At 47.3% G+C, this 21,070-nt stretch carries 15 protein-coding genes; all 15 read right to left on the reverse strand.

The features are described from left to right. Positions 1-116 precede the first annotated feature (116 nt). A complete protein-coding gene (locus GC096_RS00920) occupies positions 117-1,514 on the reverse strand; it encodes a sulfatase family protein (RefSeq protein WP_171628420.1) in 1,398 nt (465 codons plus the stop codon). A gap of 18 nt (positions 1,515-1,532) precedes the next feature. Beyond that, entirely contained in the window at positions 1,533-3,068 is a 1,536-nt protein-coding gene (locus tag GC096_RS00925; RefSeq protein ID WP_246302499.1) for an extracellular solute-binding protein, read from the reverse strand. A 29-nt stretch (positions 3,069-3,097) separates the two neighbouring features. Further along, on the reverse strand, positions 3,098-3,964 hold the full coding sequence (locus tag GC096_RS00930; protein ID WP_171628421.1) for a carbohydrate ABC transporter permease: 867 nt from the start codon (positions 3,962-3,964) through the stop codon (positions 3,098-3,100). A 22-nt stretch (positions 3,965-3,986) separates the two neighbouring features. Then, on the reverse strand, positions 3,987-4,937 hold the full coding sequence (locus GC096_RS00935; RefSeq protein ID WP_171628422.1) for an ABC transporter permease: 951 nt from the start codon (positions 4,935-4,937) through the stop codon (positions 3,987-3,989). A gap of 151 nt (positions 4,938-5,088) precedes the next feature. Next, positions 5,089-7,416, reverse strand: coding sequence for a helix-turn-helix domain-containing protein (locus GC096_RS00940; protein ID WP_171628423.1), 2,328 nt, complete (start codon positions 7,414-7,416; stop codon positions 5,089-5,091). 305 nt (positions 7,417-7,721) lie between these two features. Continuing rightward, a complete protein-coding gene (locus tag GC096_RS00945; RefSeq protein WP_171628424.1) occupies positions 7,722-8,489 on the reverse strand; it encodes a DeoR/GlpR family DNA-binding transcription regulator in 768 nt (255 codons plus the stop codon). 46 nt (positions 8,490-8,535) lie between these two features. Beyond that, a complete protein-coding gene (locus GC096_RS00950) occupies positions 8,536-9,558 on the reverse strand; it encodes an aldose 1-epimerase family protein (RefSeq protein WP_171628425.1) in 1,023 nt (340 codons plus the stop codon). 10 nt (positions 9,559-9,568) lie between these two features. Beyond that, positions 9,569-10,117: a D-lyxose/D-mannose family sugar isomerase gene (locus GC096_RS00955; RefSeq protein WP_171628426.1), complete on the reverse strand. Its 549-nt coding sequence runs from the start codon at positions 10,115-10,117 to the stop codon at positions 9,569-9,571. Further along, positions 10,114-11,340 (reverse strand): carbohydrate kinase family protein, encoded by a 1,227-nt coding sequence (locus tag GC096_RS00960; RefSeq protein ID WP_312886155.1) that lies wholly within the window; start codon positions 11,338-11,340, stop codon positions 10,114-10,116. The genes GC096_RS00955 and GC096_RS00960 overlap by 4 nt, the downstream gene beginning before the upstream one ends. A gap of 2 nt (positions 11,341-11,342) precedes the next feature. After that, positions 11,343-12,500, reverse strand: a complete 1,158-nt coding sequence (locus tag GC096_RS00965) for a Gfo/Idh/MocA family protein (RefSeq protein ID WP_171628427.1) — start codon at positions 12,498-12,500, stop codon at positions 11,343-11,345. Positions 12,501-12,530: 30 nt separating this feature from the next. Continuing rightward, on the reverse strand, positions 12,531-13,364 hold the full coding sequence (locus GC096_RS00970) for a class I fructose-bisphosphate aldolase (protein WP_171628428.1): 834 nt from the start codon (positions 13,362-13,364) through the stop codon (positions 12,531-12,533). 424 nt (positions 13,365-13,788) lie between these two features. After that, the gene (locus GC096_RS00975; protein WP_171628429.1) at positions 13,789-14,721 is read right to left on the reverse strand and encodes a dienelactone hydrolase family protein; all 933 of its coding nucleotides are present in this window, start codon (positions 14,719-14,721) and stop codon (positions 13,789-13,791) included. Between the two features lie 26 nt (positions 14,722-14,747). After that, positions 14,748-15,995, reverse strand: coding sequence for a carbon-nitrogen hydrolase family protein (locus tag GC096_RS00980; protein ID WP_171628430.1), 1,248 nt, complete (start codon positions 15,993-15,995; stop codon positions 14,748-14,750). Positions 15,996-16,068: 73 nt separating this feature from the next. Then, positions 16,069-19,254 (reverse strand): golvesin C-terminal-like domain-containing protein, encoded by a 3,186-nt coding sequence (locus tag GC096_RS00985; RefSeq protein ID WP_171628431.1) that lies wholly within the window; start codon positions 19,252-19,254, stop codon positions 16,069-16,071. Positions 19,255-19,370: 116 nt separating this feature from the next. Further along, entirely contained in the window at positions 19,371-21,068 is a 1,698-nt protein-coding gene (locus GC096_RS00990; protein WP_171628432.1) for an extracellular solute-binding protein, read from the reverse strand. Positions 21,069-21,070: the final 2 nt, after the last annotated feature.

Below are 21,070 nucleotides of genomic sequence, written 5' to 3' on the forward strand. Positions count from 1 at the left end.
GTTGGGTCACTGAATCCCCAAAATCGCCCTGGACGCCGTGCGAATGAGCATCACGGAAGCCAAAGGCGATTATTAGGTCAAGAGGGCTCCTGCATTAGGAGTGCATCTCAAAGAGGTTACTCGTGATACGCTTTCTTTCCTTGCCCGTCGGGTCCGGCAAGCTCCAGCTGACCAAAGCCAGTCACCGCTTCCCGCGTACCATCACGGCTCGGATCAACATAGCTGACGAACCAGGAATCCAGCCGTTCCTTCATGGAACGTCGCTGTTCTTCGGCCTCCGGCGCGTCGATCACATTGTTGCGTTCGTCCGGGTCGGCCACCAAGTTATATAACTCATGCGGTCCATAAGGATACCTGTGAACATATTTCCATTCCCGCGAACGGATCATGCGAACCGGACCGTATTCGTCATAGATGACGACATCCTCTCGTCCAGACCCTTCATCGCCAATCAGGAGGGGCAGGAAGCTTCGACCAGGCAGATTCTCCGCTTCTGGATGCTCAATCCCTCCGACATACGCCAGCAATGTCGGCATGAAATCGTACCCGCTGACCAGTTCGTCGCAGACGTGGCCTTGCGGAATGCGGCTCGGGTGGCTGAAGATGGCTGGTACTTTAACGGACGTATCAAACATATTGAACGGGAACGTACCGTTGCCTTTCCCCCATATGCCGTGATGACCGCAGTTGAAACCGTTGTCGCTCAAGAAGCAGATCAGCGTTTGCTCGCGCATACCCTTCGCCTCGAGCTTGTCAAGAATGCGGCCAACATTGCGATCCATTGCCGTCACCGCAGCGAAGTATCCTTTCAGGTTTTCCCGCTGGTCGTCGGACCAAGGCGCTGTTTGGATCGACCAGGGATGCTTCGGCTCCTGCGGGCAGGTGTCGAACTGGCAATTATCGTACATATCGACGAACTCCTGAGGATGGCTGTCGATCCAAGGACTGTGCGGCGCCGTGTAATGCACACCCAAGTAAAACGGTTGATCATCTTGTTGTGACTCAAGGAAATGCAAGGCATCGTCGGTGATAACATCGGTCAAATAACCCGGTTCGTCGATCAATTCGCCATCGCGGATCATCGGCGCATTATAATAAGCGCTGCCTCCCTGCTGGTGCACATACCAATGTGTAAATCCTTTTTGGGGATTTATACTGTCGCCAAGGTGCCATTTCCCGCTCAATCCACACGTATAACCGCTATTAGCTAAAAGTTCCGTATAGGCGGTTTGGCCCTTCAAATATTCAATCGGTCGATCCCCCACATTACCACCGCGAATCCAATCGTGTATGCCGTGTTGCGACGGCATGCGTCCGGTCAACAGCGAAGCGCGCGCAGGCGAACATACCGGCGAGGTGCAGAAAAAGTTCGAGAACCGCATCCCTTCAGCCGCCAAGCGGTCCAAGTTCGGCGTCTGAATCTCGTGATTTCCAGCACAGCCCATCGCCCAAGCTCCTTGATCGTCAGTCAATATGAAAACTATGTTCGGCTGCTTTTGTACAGATGGAAGCATCCTATCAACACCCTTTCCTTACTTCTTCTGCTGCGCCAAGTACGCCTTGTTAACCGCTTCTAGCACTTTGTTGCCGCCTTGGTCACGCCATTTTTTAGATAACTCGGCCAAACCAGCGTCAACTTCCTTCTTGCCAACAATCATGTCGAGATAATATTGATTCAACAATTCGCCCAACACGCTGCCCATCTCCACTTCCTCAGCGGTCGTCACATTCAGGAGGTTCGGGACCAGGTTTTTTGTGGCAATGTCTACGGATTGCTTCGCCCGGTCGGCCTGAGGCTCAGTTTGCGGCAAATAATTTTCCGTAAGCGGCCATACGACGCTGCCCCAAGCGAGTGGATGCGACCAGCCGTTAGTGGCAAAGCCGTCTTTGGCCCGTTCTTCTTCATTGTACGTAATTTTGTCGCCTGCTTTCGTGTAATGAACGCCTTCGATACCAAGCTCTAGCAAGCTTCGGCCTTCCTTAGACAACATGAATTCGATTAATTTAGCCGCTTTTTGCGGATCTTTGGAATTTTTCGTAACCGCTGTGAACAGGCCGCCCTTCGGCGCGCTCGCCATGCCTCTTTTGCCATCCGGACCGGCCGGCGGTGCCATGAATCCAAGCTTGCCTTGCGGATTCACTTTTTGCAGGCTCGTTTCGAGACGGTTCACGTGACGAAACAGCGGTGTGCCCATGAATCCGACCTTGCTTTGAAAAAACTTTTGCTCCCGCTGCTGTGTATCGTTCAGCAGAAATTCCGGGTCAATCAGCTTCTCCTCCCACAACTTACGCAAATATTGAACGCCTTGCTTGAAAGCGGGATGCTCGAATATGGGAGCGACCTTGCCTGTACTGTCCAGAACCCAATCGCCATGAGGCAAACCATAACCGTAAAGGACGAAATGGAAGGAACCGTTGAATCCAGTGCTTTTGGTGCCTGTCAATCCGTATGTATCGGCCTTTCCATTTTTGTCGGGATCTTTCGTCGCGATTTCTTTGAGCACCGTATATAATTCGTCCAGCGTCTGCGGCACCTTCAATCCGAGTGTTTCAAGCCAGTCCGCGCGATAGGCAACCGTGGTGTTCGAGCGCTCCTCGATGAAGGGGTACCCGTAATATTTACCGTTAACAGCGGTCCAAGACAATTGCTTCTCGAGCTTCTCCTTGACGGTCGGCATCACGGGCAAATAGTCGTTTAACGGTACGAGTAAGCCTTCCGAGATCCATTGGTTTAATGATGGGGATGGATAATTAATGGTCACGATATCCGGCAAGTCCCCGGTCGCCATAGCAACGTTGATCTTCTCAAAGCCGTTCTCCGGCACGAGCTTGACTTCCAAATCAATACCGAGTTTATTATTGATTTCAGCAATAACCCGGTCTCCCGGATTGATTGCCTTGGCAGCACCATCGCCTGGGGTGAGAAATACGATTTTGACCTTTTTGTCTTCCTTATTCGTTCCGGTGGCACCTGCCCCAGACTCATTCTCGGAGTTTCCGCATCCTGCTACAGATACCGCCAGCACCCCGGAAAGTGCAAGTGCAAGCCATTTATTATTTTTTAGCATCGTTTGTCCTCCTCTTCTAATACGAACCGTCATTCCTTAACCGCTCCTAGCGTAACCCCTTGCACGAAATACCTCTGAAAGAACGGGTATATGAGCATGACTGGAATGGTGGAAATCATAATCGTCGCCATCTTGATCGATTGACCGAGCAGAAACGGGCTGTCACCTCCAGATTGAAAGGCGGCCTCGTTATCAATGAGCATGGACCGCAAAAATAACTGGAGCGGCCATATTTCCTTATCCGTCACATACATGACCGCTGTGAAAAATTCGTTCCATTTCGATACCGCATAAAACAAGGATATGGTAGCGATGGCTGGCATCGACAGTGGGACGATAATTCGCAGCAATATACCGAAATCATTGCAGCCGTCGATGCGCGCAGACTCTTCCAAGCTTTCCGGAACGGATGAGAAGAAACTGCGCATGAGAATCAAATTATACGTCTGAATCGCTGCGGGAATCATCATTGCCCACATCGAATTGATGATTCCGAGCTGTTTGACTACCAGATAATTTGGAATGATGCCTCCGCCGAACATCATCGTGAATACGATCGCGAACATGATGATACGTCCGCCTGGCAACTCCTTCTTGGAGAGTGCGTAAGCGGCCAATAGGGTCGCTATCATGCTGATCAATGTTCCGAGTACAGTAACGATGACACTCACTTTGTACGAAACCCACAACTGCTTCAAACCGAGAATATAGGTGTACGCTTCGAATGTAATTGTTTGTGGATAGAGATGGATGCTTGATGACAGACTTTCTTGAATGGGCGTGATCGAGACGATGAGCGAGTCCCAGAACGGGTACAGCGTCAACAGCGTGATCAACACCAGAAATATAACATTCGCTGCGTCGAATAACTTTCCGCCGAAACTGCCGCGAACCATGCTGCATTCCTCCTTTGCCGTTTTAGTAAATACCTTGCTCACCCATCATACGGGCCAGCCGATTCGCGATAATAAGCAGCAAAAAGTTAATCGCCGATTTGAACAAGCCGACTGCTGCGGCCAGGCTAAACCGTCCTTCGGTCAACCCGATCCTGTACACATAGGTGTCGATAATATCGGATGTTTGATAGACGCCAGGATGGTACAACACGAAAATCTGTTCGAAACCCGCCTCCATCAGATGGCCAATCCGCAAAATCAATAAAATGATGATCGTGCTGCGAATACACGGCAACGTAATATGCCAGATACGCCTCCACCGGTTGGCGCCATCCATTACCGCAGCCTCATACAACTGCGGATTGACTCCGGCGAGAGCAGCCATATAAATGATTGTGCTCCAACCGAACTCCTTCCAGATCATCGACCAGACGAGTGTGCTGCGGAAATAGCTTTCATCGGTCAGGAAGCCTACCGGCTCGCCCCCAAACGAGCGAATCGCGTTGTTGACGACACCGCTGTCGGTCGATAGCAGATTAATCAACAGCCCACCGAGGATGACCCAGGAAATGAAGTGAGGCAAGTAAATAACCGTTTGTACCGTGCGCTTGAATGCAATCTTGCGAACTTCATTCATCAATACCGCCACAAACAAAGGCAACGGAAAACCGAAAACAAGCCTATATAAGCTGATGACGATTGTGTTCCAAAACACTTGCCAAAACTTGTCGAGCGCGAACAACGTTTCGAAGTGCTTAAACCCTACCCATGGACTCCCAATAATCCCCTTCGTAATGCTGAATTGCTTAAACGCAATTAGAGCTCCATACATCGGGTAATAATGGAAGACACCGTAATAAACAATCGCAGGCAAAAGCATCAAATAAATATAACGGTTGGATGCGATGCGTTTCCACAACAATCGTCTCCGTATATCGAGTTTCGGCCCCGACGTGGTCGATGGAACAGCCATGGACAAAATTCCCCCTTTCCTTATGCTTGTTATCTGTAGCTCAAGTAAGCACTTTCAGCATAAAGTGGAGGGGGAAGTGTCCTCAAGATTCAATTGTTGATAACGGTTTCATAATGTCATTTGCGTTAGGTGTCAATTCATCGGATTAGATTCATTCGTTCGTATTTAGGCTCTCAAGACGGTCCAATACCTCCCCATTCCGGTACTCTGTTGGCGTCAAACCTGTCATTTTTTTGAATGTGCGAATTAAATTTTGCTTTTGTCCGAACCCCGTCGCTTCGGCGATATCGTTAATATTACGGTCCGTCTCTTTCAATAGCCGGCACGCTTCACGGAAACGCGTCTCCGTCAAATAATCGATAAACGTCGATCCCGTCATTTCCTTAAACAGCTTCGATAAATATTGACTGTTCATGTATGCCATGTCGGCCAGCAGCTGAAGACCGAGAGGCTCTCGGTAGTGATCGCGAATATAGGCCGCCAATTTAGCGATCACTTCTGCGTTTTTATTGTCACGCCTATGCTCTATGTCGCCAGCGATACTAGTCAGGATACGGTCCAGCCAAAGAGTGATTTCTTCTAAATTTTGAAGCTTAGCGAATTCGTGGTGCCATCGGTTTACTTGCTCGACCGTTTCTTCTCCGGATATGGCAAGCTCTACCCGTACTGTCACGAGAGCGTTCAGCAAGTGGAGCAATATCATGTTTTTGTAGGAGAGGCCGAAATGGCCGTCATGTTCGAGCTGGTTGATGATGCTGTCCTTCGTTTCTTTCACTTTATCTAAATGGCCAGATTTCAGATCGCCGACAAGTTTGTCTACTTGCTGACGGTACGCGATAAACTGGTTCCGATTAGCACGGTTGACATCTAGATCGTGAATCGACAAGATGCTTCCGATCCCGGCAATCCTTTCGTGCAAAAGCGCTTCGGTTGCTTCGTTGTAGGAAAGTGGTATTTCCGTAATAAGCTCGTAATTACCGCCTATTCCGAATGTAACGACGACGCCTTCGAGTGTCGAGGTCACCTCGTTTTTGATCCGGAAAGCGAGTTCCTTCGCCTTGTCGATTGCTGGGTTAGCCGAATCCCAATGTCCCGTGTTGAGAATGATGACATCGTGCTTATGAAACCTGCTGATGTAAGCACCTTTACCATAGAGACCGATAGCATCCTCACAAATGGTGCGGATCTGGAAATGAATCAGGTTACGAACCTGCTCGTCAGAAGACCTGAGCATAGGACCATTCAAATGGACCCGCATGGCCATCACCAGAAAACCGTGCGGCTCTAGATTAAGGTGATAATAGTTCAATTGCCCGATCATTTCATCCTCGTCGGCCGTTTTGCCTGATAACAGATTTAGAAGTAAATGATCCTTCAAAATGAGCTCCTGTCCGCGAAACCTTGTCTTGAACTCCTCGTTTTCGTGATGCAACCGGTCGATCGACTCGCGGATAAATCCGAACTCATCCCCGTATTTCGCCTTCGGCAGCGGCTTCTCCATGTAAGAGATGAGAGCTTGCACCATGTTCCGGACCGGCTGGTAATGCCGTCTCGAGACGACTACCATCAGCAACATTCCCGCTGCCAAGCTAATTACTGAGATAAGCAGTGTAATCCGAATCACTTCGTTGGAGCGTTTAAATAACTCTCCGTGCGGGTTCAACGTAATGTATATCCAGTTGTTAAACGACGAGCTCAGAAACGATACGAACATCTTTTTACCGCCGATTGTTTCCACGAAATATCCTTCTTTATGCTCGCTAATTCGCTTGATGTCTGCCTGCTTGAACTGTTCGAGCAGCATGCTTTTATCTTTGTAGGACAGCACTTCGCCGTTGCTATTGAGAACCGCGACATTGCCAAGCTTCCGGTTGTTCGTATTGACTACCGCATTGTAGAGCACGTCCTCTTTGAGATTAATCAGCAAGACACCCTTCTTTTCTACGCTATTGAACGGTACAGTAATTAAAAAGCTAATGACGTTGTCCCGATCGCCACCTGTCGTCAACATGCTTGCCGCTAACCAGGAAGAGCTGTTCGGACCTTCTACAAAACGATCTAATACCGATCGATACGAAAAGTCAGCCATGTCGGTTATGCCCGAGCTCGATATTAGCTTCCGGTTGACGGAACTATATAAATATATGGAGTGTACGTAGTTGGACGAATTGATTCGTTCATCGAACAACGCTCCTGTATTTTTCAGAAACCGATATTCTTCTTCCAAATTCCACGGGAGCCAAACTGATTTTTGCACGTCACTGTTCAAAGCAAGCGTCGTAGCAATTTGTTGGACTTCACCAAGCGACTGATTGACAATTTTGCTCGTCTGCAATAACAATTCATTATTGGCACCGATAACCTCCTCCTTCAGCATAGCTGTCGTGTACCGGTATACGAGAGCTCCAACAAGACATGTAATCAGAATGACAGCAATTGTCAAATGAAGCAACAAACGGATATAGATGGATCGTTTCACCGGATGCCCTCCCCCTTTTTGGTAATTTCTATATTTTACCGTGATGGGTATCTTCCGTCCAGATAGAAACTTGAAATGCCTCCTCTGATTATCATCGCTTCCACGCCAGAATTAAAAAAAGAATTTCGCTGTAACTCTTCACTTTCTATATCAAACGAAACCATGGCAAGAATCCAATTAAAATAAGCCAGAACCCCAATTACCCAAGGAGTCCTGGCCTTATTTCAATCTTATTCTAAACACTCTCCAACAACCGCCCATCCCTAAAACGTACAACCCGCTTCGCCAGTATCGCTATCTGATGATCATGCATCCGAACATACAAGCAATTGAACTCCGCTTTCTTTTAAAGTCGCATGAAGTTCACCTTCTGGGTACTTGTCTGAAATAATGCGATGCACCGCACCTATCTCAGCAAATGAAAACAGATCCCGAACGCCATACTTCGTGTGATCCATCATTACGGTTACTTCAGACGCTTGTTCGATAACAAGCCTTTTGATTTCAGCCTCGTGCATATTGGAGTTGCTGAATCCGTGTTTGATGGTGAGACCCGTTGTTCCAATAAATACGCGGTCAAACGCCATTTTGGCAATCGCTACGGCTGCGACTGGGCCAACGAGTGTCGATGTTTTATCCAGCAGCATGCCTCCCACGACAATGGTCGGAATTTGCTTGCCTTGCAGCTCGGCTGCAATATTCAATGCATTGGTAACCACAGTGATCGGCATATTCGGTGTTAAATACTTTGCTACTTGAAGTGTCGTTGAACCTCCATCCAGAAAGATGGATTCCCCTTCATTAATGAGCTGTGCAGCGCGGAGGCCCATTTTCATTTTTTCTTCCATCATGACGCCTGTACGATCTTGCAGGGCAATATCCTTGCCTATGAGGATAGCGCCTCCAAAGGTTCGTCTAAGCAGTCCCATGATCTCAAGCTTCTCTATATCACGACGTATCGTCATTTCAGTGACATCAAACATTTCTTTCAATTCAGCAATTCGAATCTCACCGTCGAGTGCCATCCGATCTAAGATTTGTTGCTGCCGACCATTAATTTGATTTGTTATCATGAAGAACCCCCGTCAATGTTTCTTTTCATCTTATTATCCCAATCATTTAACTGAGGTTCAACCTGATTTCATATTTTACCGTTTCACCTGGCTCCAGAAATACCAAAGTCCCTCGCTCACGCTCTTCTTTACGACCTCCCACATGACAATTGGCAGGCTCGATACCAAGCACATGCGTCCCGCTACCTGGCATTTTCCATTGGACGAGGTTAGGCAGTGTTTGTGAAGACCATTGAAGCGTCGCTTGAACCTGCGTTGTCCCACCATGAAGAGGAAAATGAGGATTACTAATGTGCACCAGCGGTTTTTTGGGAGACTCATGATAATACACACGTTCTAGATAAGCAGCATCAGGGGCCTGCCACTCACCATAGGCATGGATAGAAGTATCTTGATCACGCGGACTCACTTGATCACTATAGAATTGAATGCGTGTCTCTTCCATAAGTAACGGGAATCCAAAGTTAAAATGGTACAAAATCATATGCGGGCAGGACTCGAAACCCATGTTACGAACTTCGTCCTTAATCAGAATTGTATTGTCACCAACTCGACTACTGATTTCTCTAGCTAATTGAAGCCTTCCACCAAATATGGATGTCTCGTTGACGAGCCCTGAAATACACATTTCCATTTCATCTTCCTGCCAAGTGCTTCGCGCACATACTTGTTCTGCTGGTGTATGATGGTAACGTCCATGAAGTCCAAGACGCTCCCCCTTGTCCTCACAACTAGCCCCTACTTGCATGAGCCCACATGTCATAAGCAGCCCGCCAGATGCTGTCCGAAGCCATTGATTGCCTTCCGCCTCATAGTATGATGGATGAGCATCTCCATTCGGCGATTGCCAACTAATCGGCACACCATGATACTCAGCCAATGAGATATCTAAACCCTTGGATGGCGTCACGTTATAACTTAAGCCTGCACCTGTACGCACCTGAATGTACACCACACCTGCATCTTTACCTTCTATAGCAACGAAGCGTTTGATGCCAGCTATCTGCTCCATCTTGCCGACTCGCGCTTCTATTTCTCGTCGCGACCATGCTTTTCCATATAGGTCCATAGGATTCTACCTACGCATCTTCATGAATAATCGGCATTCGTTGAATGTGCAGATCTGTAAAGATATCCAACTCATCCCGACTCGTGCTTGAAAATTCGGAAATGATGGCTCCATCATCGCCAGCTTGAAACCAATGTTTTATCCCAGGTTCAATGGTATATTGCTCGCCAGGTTGGAGAACGATTTCGTTCATGACGGTATAGGAATCTTCACTGCCTGAAGGTACAATGGCCGCTATCTCTGGCGTAGGCTCTCCCTCTACGTATAAATAGACAACCCCTGCGCGGCAGCGAAAGGTTTCCATTTTACCTGGTTCGTTCGCGATCTGAGGATGAAGATGTTCGGGACAAGTTTGTCGTGGAAAAAGAACTAAGTCTTTGGCACAATATCGGTCGGTATTTATATATGTAATTAGCTCCAGTCCTTGTACCTCAAGCTGTCCCAGTCCAAAGTCTGCAACTTCAATGCGCGCAATCTCTTCCTCAGTTAATTGAATGCCTGATGATGTCAACATATGTTCAGCCCGCTGCTGAGCTTGCTTAATCTCACTTCGCTTCATTCGCTTCTCACGCTCTCTTTCGGAGACTTATGATAAGGTCCTATCCAGATCAGATCTTCATGCAAATGCCAATTGACCAGTTTCAAACTCGTCGCCCGCTTCTTCCATCCTTTGTTCATTCGGTCTCGGACAGCTGTCCATTCGGGTATGCCGCTAGTAGCATCCGCTTGTTCAACATTGAACGCGCCTACGCCAACAGCACTCTGCAATGACTCCTTCAATGTTAAGCCCCTTGTCAGACCGAATAGGAAACCTGCAATTGTGCAGTCACCTGCCCCTGTTGTACCTACAACATCCACTTCATAACAAGTGGAAATGTATTCGCAATTTAGCCAATCATCGAATTGATTCTGCTGGGGTGAACTTAGCCCTATCCGTGCAAATCTCTTCTCATCTGAGGTTGTTCGTACATATAACCCATGCTCCCCGAGTTTAATGACTACAATCGCCACCCCCATTTGGATGAGTTCAGCGGATAGTTGAGCTAATAATACGCCATCAGCATAAGACAACAGGTCGCCATCTGTAGCCGTTTTTTCCATGAGGTCGTAACGCTCTCGGTCGAGCATATAAACAATTTCTTCGAAGCTTGGTAAAAAAACATCGACATAAGGAAGAGCTTGCGTCAGAATTTCTCGCCAATTCCCCCTTCCAGCAGCTGATTCGGGGTCTGGTTTTGCCATATCAAGAGAAACCGTCAAGCCACTCGCTTTGACTTTCTTCAATAAGGATACAAGCTCTGCCCCCTCATTCTCGAACATGTTCTTCATGAGAGGTGGATAACCAAAATGAAACAGCTTTGCTCCTTGCAATTGTTCCTGTTTCAAATCAGAAGCCGCATACGTATCATTTGCACCCGTCGAGTGCAGAAACATCCGATCCATATTCGGTGGACTAATGACGATGGAATAGGAACTATTAGCCTCCGGCGATACAATCATCCCCTCAACTAAGGAAGGATCCTGCTGCCTCAACAGGGTAAGTATGGCTTCACCGAAGGGGTCCGCTCCTATCTTCCCCATTAATTTCACCTTACTTCCCAGACGATAAAGCGCAATTCCGGTATTCGAAACTGCACCTCCCGTTGAAATAACGGCTGGTCCGATATTCACAAGCTTCCCCGGTGATAGCAGGGCAGCCAAGCTCGATTGTTTCTCATCCATCGTTGGAATAATATCCAAGCAAATATGCCCAGCCACGATGACTTCCTCTTTGCCGCTCACATTTATTCCTCCCAATGTAGCGCTATGGTTTGACCGGTTCGATTGGATTCTAACGCGGCTGTAAACACCTGATGACTGGCTGCCGCTTCTTCTGGCGTGGCGCAATAAAAAGGCTGCGCCATCTCTGTAGGGTGTGCTAATTCATCACAGAATGCAGCCCACATTTGTAAGATCGAGTCCGAGAAGCCGAACTCAAAGATAGCTCCTGTAATGGTACTGTATGCCGACTTATAAGGAGAATCTGTGCTATGCCAGGACTGTACCCCGCCAGGACTGTAAGGTAATGAACTCACTTGCTTTGGATTTTTGGTTGTAAATTCCGCAGAGAATTCCGTACCCATAATCCGGATGAACCACGTATTGGCATGTCCTGGGGCAATACGCTTCGTCGATAAGACCATCGGAAATTGTTGCCCTCCCGTATCTACCTCACAGGCCAATATGGCATTATCCCACGTTTCGCAAGGAACTATCTCCCCTTTGCCATCGGGACGTTCTGGGACAATTTTGGATAGCAAAGCTCTTACGGATTTCGGTTTCCAACCAAAACGCAAAGGCAAATGAAGAACGTGCATCCCAAGATCGCCCATACAACCATATTCGCCATTCGTAGCGATACGCCTTTTCCAATTGATTGGTTTCGTCGGATCCAAGTCACTTGAATGCCAGAATCCAGCCTCAACCTCAATGATCTTCCCAAATTTATTCTCTTCTACCCACTGAACCATTTGTTGAACGCCTGGGAAAAATGGAAATTCCGATGAGCAGCGGACGATGACGTGCGGATTGCGTGAAATAGCTTCCGATATCAAGGTATTGGATGCCTGATCAATACCAAATGGCTTTTCACCTAACAAATGTTTACCTGCTTCAATGATATCGATATAGATTTGAGCATGCAGATTGTGGGGAACCGCACAGTAAATCGCGTCAATATTCGGGTTCGCAAGCATCTCCCTATAATCCGTATAGGTAGCTTCCACACTTGATAAGCTGTCCTTGAACCACTGTGTCGCTGCAGGGTTGGCATCACAAACCGCTATAATTCGGGGTTCACTATCCATCTCGGTAAGATGACACCATCTTGCTGCGGCGCTAGCGAATTCTTTGCCCATCAAGCCGCAGCCGATAACGCCAAACCGAATAATTGTCCTAGTCAAAATGAGATGACCTCCTTCTGGTACGTTAAGTTATTTACGCAGTAACGCAAGCGCCTGATCTTCCGAAGCCCCGTGGTGAACAATGGACATTAAAGCTTTGGTCATGCCAGCAGGATTCGGATGCTGAATGACATTGCGGCCGTACACAATACCCGATGCGCCTTGCTTCATCAGCTCCACCGTGCGGCTCATGATTTCTTCATCGCTTGCTCGGCCTCCGCCGCGGACAAGGACAGGAACGCCAGAAGCAATCCCAATGACACGATGATACTCTTCTACATGCTCACATGGGTCTGCTTTAATGACATCTGCCCCAAGTTCAACAGCTTGCCTAACAAGCGGCATAATTTTGTTAATATCGCCATCGACGATATAGCCGCCTTTTTCCTCGTTTGCGAGCATAACTAGAGGCTCTACCATCAGCGGCATGCCGAATTTTTCACATGCTGTTTTAAGATGTGAGACATTTTTCACACATTGATAATGAAGTTGGGGCTGATTCGGCAATTGCAACAGGTTCACACATACAGCTACAGCATCCATCCGGACCGCTTGTTCAATCGCTTTGTCAATCAGTTCGCTGAAAAGAAACGCAGGAAGCACATGCCCATAAATATTGGCAACATCTGTACGAAGCACAAGTCCTGGTTTATGACTGCCTGGGATGGCTTGCAAATGCTTGGCTTGACCTATGCTAAGTTGGATACAGTTCGGACCCGCATGAACGATGGTTTCAACGGCTTCCTTCATATTTTCAATTCCGGTTAGAAACTGAGCCTCATTAAAGAAGCCATGATCGATAGCTACATCAAAGCATTTCCCCTGCTCACTAAACATGCGATTTAATCTTGGTTGAACGGACATGTCTACCACCCTTTTCATTTGTTTTAAAATAACATTAAAAAGTCTATTTATAACATTATAATATGTTATTTTATAACATCCGTCTATCTCTATTTCTATTCTACTGCGATAAAAAAAATACGAGCTCCTAGATCCAACTCTAGGGCTCGCATGGTTAACGTACTCTTTTACAGATCCCAGATTGCAATACTTGGAATCAACCTTAATAACCTTCCATTAATGACTCTTGCACAACTTCTCCTGTTTCTTTACGATACCGTAGCGTAACAATTTCGAAGCCTTTCAACTTGATTTCCTTATGCAAGTTATTTTCCGGGAAATACAACTTGGCCGTCTCACCTCTACCTGACTTTGTTTATGGCTGAGCGATTGCACTTTCGCTCGTATTTCTTCAGTGACAGTGACTCGATATTTCCCCACATAGTCATCTCCCTAACCTAAAAAATCCCGAATCTCTCCACGCTCGTAAGTAAGCAATAACTTCCTCGCGCATCGCCTTCGTCTCCAGATGGGCAACGTCATACCTGGATAACTTCCATGACTCGGAAGCTCCTAATGCTTTATAGACACTTCTTAACTCGCGATCTATCTTATCTAAGCCCTTGACCGGGGTTAAGGGATCAAGACTCCCAGCCAAGCTCAAATGGGATCGCGGGGCAATCAAGGCATTAATTTGAGCCGTTGTAAAATGATTCAATAAATCGGGTACGTAGTAGTATAATCCATGTCGGTTGAGCCCGTCTTCCTCCAAGAGCGTCTCAAAATCAGTCAGGCAGCAGATGTCAACCGTCACTTGGATACGCGGATCCAACGCTGCGAGCCACCATGCCATCGTACTCCCCATCGACATTCCTAGCGTACCTATCCGTTCAGGATCTACATCAGAACGAGATACGAGATAATCCACAGCACGCAGGCTGTCAAATACCATCATTCCCCACATCGTCCGCCCTTGCCAGAGCAGCTCCTTACAGATGGTCGATTCGCTGCGCACACTTCGCTCCCCAAACGCCCAAGCGTCAATACATAACACAGAAATCCCCAGTTGCGTGAGACTCTCGCCATAGGATGCCGCGTACATATAAGGGGCTGGCGACAGCAACTCCTCTTTGCCAACCTTGTATCGCCCGCCATGCGAGTGGTTGTAGAGAATAACCGGCGAACGGGGACTTGCATTCTTGGCGCGTAAAAAATAAGCAGGAACTGGCTCGCGATCATTCAATTCCAATACGAGTTTCTCTAGTATATATGAACTGTTCTCTTGTTCTTGCAACAGATGCGCTTGAATCGGCTTCGTTCGAGACGGCAGCTTGCCCAGCAGTCCCATCAATTCTTCTCTGCGATCAACGATGCTCATGATTCACAGCCTCCCCAAAGTACGATTTATATTAGATCCGCGTAAGCATCAGGTCTTCTTTCTTTTCTGAATAGGCTACGCGCTTCCCCATTTCCTGGGCCTACCGACAGCCAATACTTATACAACCGTTGATCCAAGTTAAGATCAACAGCAAAAACACCCATCTCCTGGTCCTGAACATATCCGATCAGTTCACCGTTAGGAGCAATCACTCGACTGGCGTTAGCTCCGCCCCCGCAACCAGCCACGACGACATGCAGTCCATTATCCCGTGCCCTGGCTCTTGTCTGCAATAAGCCATTTCCTATCGTTGGGATAAAAATGACTTCCGCACCTTGCAGCGCCAAGACCCGCGCTGATTCGGGAAACTCCTGGTCATGGCAAATTAAAATCCCCATTCGACCAAAGTCAGTGTCTATGACAACATGCGCATTGCCGGGCATGACGCCCATTTCCGCTTCGTACAACGGCAGGTGTATTTTCCGATACTTGCCCGCAATCTTGCCTTCACGGTCCAGCAGTACTGCCGTATTGTAAATATGTCCTTCGTCGCGTTCATACATTGTAAAGAGAATGTAGCTGCTAAGAGCCCTCGCTTGCTCCGATAGGATCTCAGTAAGCGGACCCGGGATAGGCTGGCATCTCTGAACCAATGGAAGCTGCACGAAGCCTTCATAGAATGTCTCTGTCAGCACAATGATATCCGGATGATGACGCCCCGCCATATGAAGCAAATCCAGCATTAATTTCAGATTGGTATCCATGTCTTCCGTGGGTTTGGCGTAGGTAGTGACGACTCGTACAGCTCTTGGGGTCGTAGCTTCGCACGCTTGAACCTGTGCGTTTCGCCACATGACGGTTCCATCAGCACTCCAACGAAACGTCAGCTCCAGACGCAATTGTGCGGCACGCGAAGGCGCATCCAATGTACGTTGCAAAGTTCTCCACGCTTCATCGTTTTTTTCAACGAGTTCAAGATAGTCTCGCTGCAGTAAAGTACCTTCATCGTCCATCCATGTAGCAATCATATAGACGCTCACGTGCTCATGGAGAACATCACTCACCTGATATTCCGCTTGAATGGCATAATTCTGCTTTTCTCTAATATGGATATTCCGGCTATGCCAACTTCCATAACACCCTTTTTTCCCTGCACCGCTCATCTCCAGTTGTAATCCTTCGTCCAACGCAATTCGCGCATAGGAAGGCGATACTTCTTCTCTGGGTGCCCAGAATTGCCATTCCCCATCTTCCATACTCATGATTGTTCGCATCGGGGCGAGTTCCCTCCTGATTCTATGCATGATCGCATTCTGAAAGAGGGGCTTTTCAGCCCCTCCAGAGAACCTAATCTTTAGTAAACTTCACTGCATCGGCAATCACATAATTACTGTTGGCATTGTCAGTAAGCTCTACATACCCTGTAGTCCCTAGGGCAAAGTCAAAAGTACCTAATAAAATCCAATTGCCTCCAGGCGACGATTGCTCGTTGACCAAGAACGTTTGGGAGCCACCATTGTAGTACACGGTGAATGGTGCATTGGAAGCCCGATCACCATTCCCATTCGGCAATCGATAATACACTTTGTAGTTGTCAGCCTGCGTGATCGTTGGCCTCCAACGAATGGAATCTGCTCCGGTTCCTGTTGCATTGACCGCATAATCCGAACCGTAATAATTAGGAAGCGAGGCCGAAGAGTTCCAGGTACCTGTCTTCTCGGCTTGCAGATTATCAATAATAATGCTGCCGTCAGTAGGCGTAGCCAGAGCTTTGGCGGAGTGAACACTCGCCAGTGTACTATTTACAGCCGTTACAACATAATCGTAAGCAGTTCCATTGGATAAACCTGTATCCGTATAGGCGGGAGACACTAGATTGGACGTGATTTGGGTATATGGCCCGCCAGCGACAGTACGTCGCTTAACTGTATAACTGGTTGCACCAGGCACACTTCCCCAGCTTAAACTGACCTGTGAATCACCTGCAACTGCCGTTAAACCTGATGGAGCAGGCAAAAACTGCGTTGAAGAATATGCCTCGAAATTATCGAATACTGCGGTTACGGAATCTCCGTTTTGCCTCGCTTCTCCAGTCACCATGATACTGAAATCATTATTCCATATGACGGGAACACTCGCATATTCCACATCGTCAACAAAGAAATGGACACTGCTGCCATCATGGACAAGTTTCATGTGATGGTCACCATGATCCGAATTCGTATACATGGTAACATCACTACCATCATTTAAATTGTATGCCCATACGCCCGTATCACTATTTTGACTAAAATGAATATTCTCTGTATAGCTCCGCCACAGCTTAATGCCGCTGCGATACCCAGAGCCCGTACCATTCGCAGAAACCCGATCTACTTTCACGGTTAATGGTGAACTCGCTGTCGCCTGAAAATAAGGAACGGATTGCACTCCTTTCCCACCCCAGTAGTTCACACTGGTCGTACCTGAAAATGTCAACGATCCGCTGGATTGGCTGGCACCAATGCCAGTCACAGCTGTCGACCGAAATCCCTTGTCGATGACTCTCCATTTTGTTACATCAATTGCCGCGCCGTTAAAATTATCAATAAAATAATTGCTCGGTGTGACTTCACTCGAATTTCCGTTTTCTCCGTACGCACTCTCGGCAGAGACGACATAGTAATAGAGCGTATCATCCGATATATCAGAATCTACATAAGTAGTTGCCGTCACACTTGAAGCAATCACCGTGTAAGGTCCGCCTGGAGTCGTACTTCGTTTAACGTTATAACTAGATGCCCCTTGGGAAGGCCGCCAACTTAAATTCACATTCGGATAATCGCCAACTGCTTTGAGTCCAAGTACTTTGAACTGAATCACAGCTAATCCATATACTCTTGGATCGCCGACTCTCGTTGCCTTAACAATGGTCTGGGGCATAGGCGGCATGGCGTTCGGCGCAGTAAATGTCCCGCTGGTCGAGATCGCTCCTTGCGACACACTGCCAAGCACAGACCATGTCGTTCCGTACGTGCTGCCAATGACTGTATCATTGAACGTAGTTGTGCTTCCCAAGACAGCAGAGATTTCTCCAGGCGTAATCTCAATCTGCTCCTGTTCTCCAACCGTCGTGTACACGGCTACACTATTCGCAGGCAGATTCGTATCACTAAAACTGCTCCCAACACTCGTCCAAGAGGCATCACTAGGTATCGTTACAGCTCCTGGTGTAGGCACCAACGTGCTGGTATATAAATGCCGGCTTACGGTCTTGTTCAGATTCGAGTCAAACTGAAAGGATACGCTTTTACTATTCGAAGAACTGCTGTTAACAACGTACACCGTGTACTCGCCATCAGATCTTCTCACTGACGTTACATGCAAGTCAGGATCATCCGACGTTGTCGATAGCACCTGCGCATGCGAACCTGTATAATTAGAAAACAAGCCAAGCGAATAGTACGAATACCGGGGCATCGTTGATTCCGGCAGCCATGGCCAAGCCCCAAAAGAAGTATCGATAAAGTTCAGCGGATCTACCAACTGTTGATCGGCAAGGCGCCAATATAGCATACTGGATACGCCATTTCGCATTCCTGATACCATTAAATCTGCAAGATTAACGCCATACTGAAAGGTATTACGGTCTTCATTGGTCCCACGAGCTGCAAATTCGGTCAAGATGAGTGGTTTCCCCGTAGGCGTGACATAATTTTTGCGATTTGAAAGCCAAACCGGCAATGTGCTGTAATCCATGTTATAAGCATGACCATCGTAAATATCGAGAACGTCATTCATATACGTCGCTGCATACGCTGTCCATTCTGAACTTCCACCGGATTCATCAGGCCCGACTAATTTGATCGCGGAGCGCATGCCATCTGCAATTAACCGATCGTGAATAGCTTTGTACATGTCCTTGTAATAGTCCTTTGGATCAATGCCAGCTGGTGTCTCGAAATCACCACCACTTGGTTCATTGAAGGACATCACATACTTAATGTTATCATAGCCCTTCACCGTAATCAGTTGGTGCAGCGATGCCGAAACCCACTCGGCCCACTCATCCAGATCGTTCGGGGCGCTATTGACTGGACTCGGTAATCCGCTGAATGCGAGCCAACTCTGTACGGCAGCATCCATTTTCCAACCGGCAACGAGCATTACATCAATATGTTCTGACTTTAGGAAATCAAGCACTTTGTAGACAGACTGCATCTTAGCGCTATTCGTCTGCATATTCGACCAGTTCGTGACGTCAGGGTCGTTGTTATCGTTCGCAGGCTCCATCCAATCGGTCTGATACCACACGCGAACAAGGCTCGGATGCAACTTTGCTACCCGCTGTTTCTCCACTTCCCACCAGTCATCATTGAAACCATTGGCTACAGCTTCACTCATGAACTGCGTAGGATCAAACTCGCCACCGAATCCGAGGAAATCATTGTTAACAATGGAAGATGTATCTATGGTTACTGTTGAGACAGATGCATACACAGATGATGCTCCAAACATAGCCGTAATCGCAAAAGCCGCCATCATTATCGGCATTTTCACCCACTTTACAAGCCATCCATTTACATCTCATTATTTCATTTCCTCCTTTTTAATAAGGGAATGTTGTTGGATTGGAGGACAGAACATTCCCTGCCCTCCTGCAGATTCTGTTAGTTACCTTGATTTTTTTTGTACGCCTCGTTAGCCTCCTGTTCGATCTTACTTCCACCTGACAGTTTCCATTGCTCAACAAACTTATCAAAATCAGAGATCGGTGCTGCATTCATGATAATTTTAGTGAAAACTTCCATTTCCATTTTCGTTAGCGTTGAAAGCTTATCGACCATTGTTGGTGTCGGTGAAGAGATAAATTCGTCAAAAACAAATGTTTTCTGCTTATCGTACTGATCAATGACTTTAAAGGCTCCCTCTGGACCAAACGTCCGATCTGAATACCACATCTTGTAATCGCCATTTCTAAACTTGGAAATACGGTCAAAGTGAACAGAGGCAGGGAAATCAAGTTTGCTGCCATCCCCTGTCTTGAGTGCGTCGACAACTTTATACCAAGCTTCTAGATTAAGATTAGGTGACTCTAGTTGCACCGGAGCAAATTTGGCAGGGAAAATCCCGTCTTTCGCAATAAAAGGATTGACTGAACCGGAATAATCGGTTTCAATATATTTTTTCAAATAAGTGTTCAGCAGCTTGATAACAACTTCCGGGTTCTTCACACCTTTTCTTACAACAAAAAATGTTTCTGCCGTTGGATTCGCTTGTACCTTCGCCGGGGCGGAGTCTACAGAGACGATTGGATATGTCTGCCAAAGCGGGTAAGCGGCATCCTTGTTTTTCAAATAATTAATGTCATACGTTTTGCCTGGTGGATCCCAAAGATGCCCGTATATTAAGCCGATTTTCTCCGCATTCACGTCTTCCAGAATCTTGTTCGTGTCCTTGACGGAAAACTCTTTGTCTAGGACGCCAATTTTATACAAATCCTGAAGCTTCTGCAACGCGACTTTCATTTCTGGCTGCACCGAACCGAATACGATTTTACCCGATGCGTCTTTTACCCAATAATCTGGATAAGCATGGTACCCGTTAAAAAAGCCCCTGACCGATCCAAAATTTTGCAGCATCTCTTTGTTAATTGCAAGACCGTACGTGTCGTTTTTTCCGTTCTCATCCGGATCCATCTTGCTGAATGCTTCTGCAATTTTCATCACATCATCCATCGTCTTAGGCGCTTGAAGGTTCACTTTTTTCAGCCAATCGGTTCTAAGCCAGATCATTTCAGTCGAAGCAACGCCTCCGTTTGAGGCTGTATGCGGAATTGCCATCAATTTACCGTTCACGGTCGCTGCTTTGATAGCCGCCCCACCATCGACTGTAAGCGTTTTCTTTGCAAATGGACTTGCATACTTCTCGTAGACAGCCGTCAAGTCTTCGAGCGCTCCTTCGTCTACGAGTCGCTGCATGGTCACCTTGTCGACTTCAAAGAAGTCAGGCAAACTGCCTGAAGCAATCGTTACATTTAATTTCTGGTTGTACTGCGATTTGTCCACAACCCACATATTTTTCACCTTCACGCCAAGTTCATCTTCAAAAATACCGTTCCAAATATTTTTATCCAGCGACTCTCCATCTTTAAATTTAAACCCGGCATCGATATACCTTACCGTCGATACTTCAATAGGCGGATTGTACTTACCATTGGTTGGCGTTGCTGACTGCGAATTAGCTTCTTTGGCTGGTTCGGATGGGCTTGGACTCCCCTTTTCATTCGTATCGCTGCTGCACGCGGAAAGCGTCATGAGAGCAGCAATCATAATAATATTCAGCGCGTTGACATTTTTAACTTTCATTT

The organism is Paenibacillus plantarum, from assembly GCF_013141695.1.
Classification (GTDB): Bacteria; Bacillota; Bacilli; order Paenibacillales; family NBRC-103111; genus Paenibacillus_E; species Paenibacillus_E plantarum.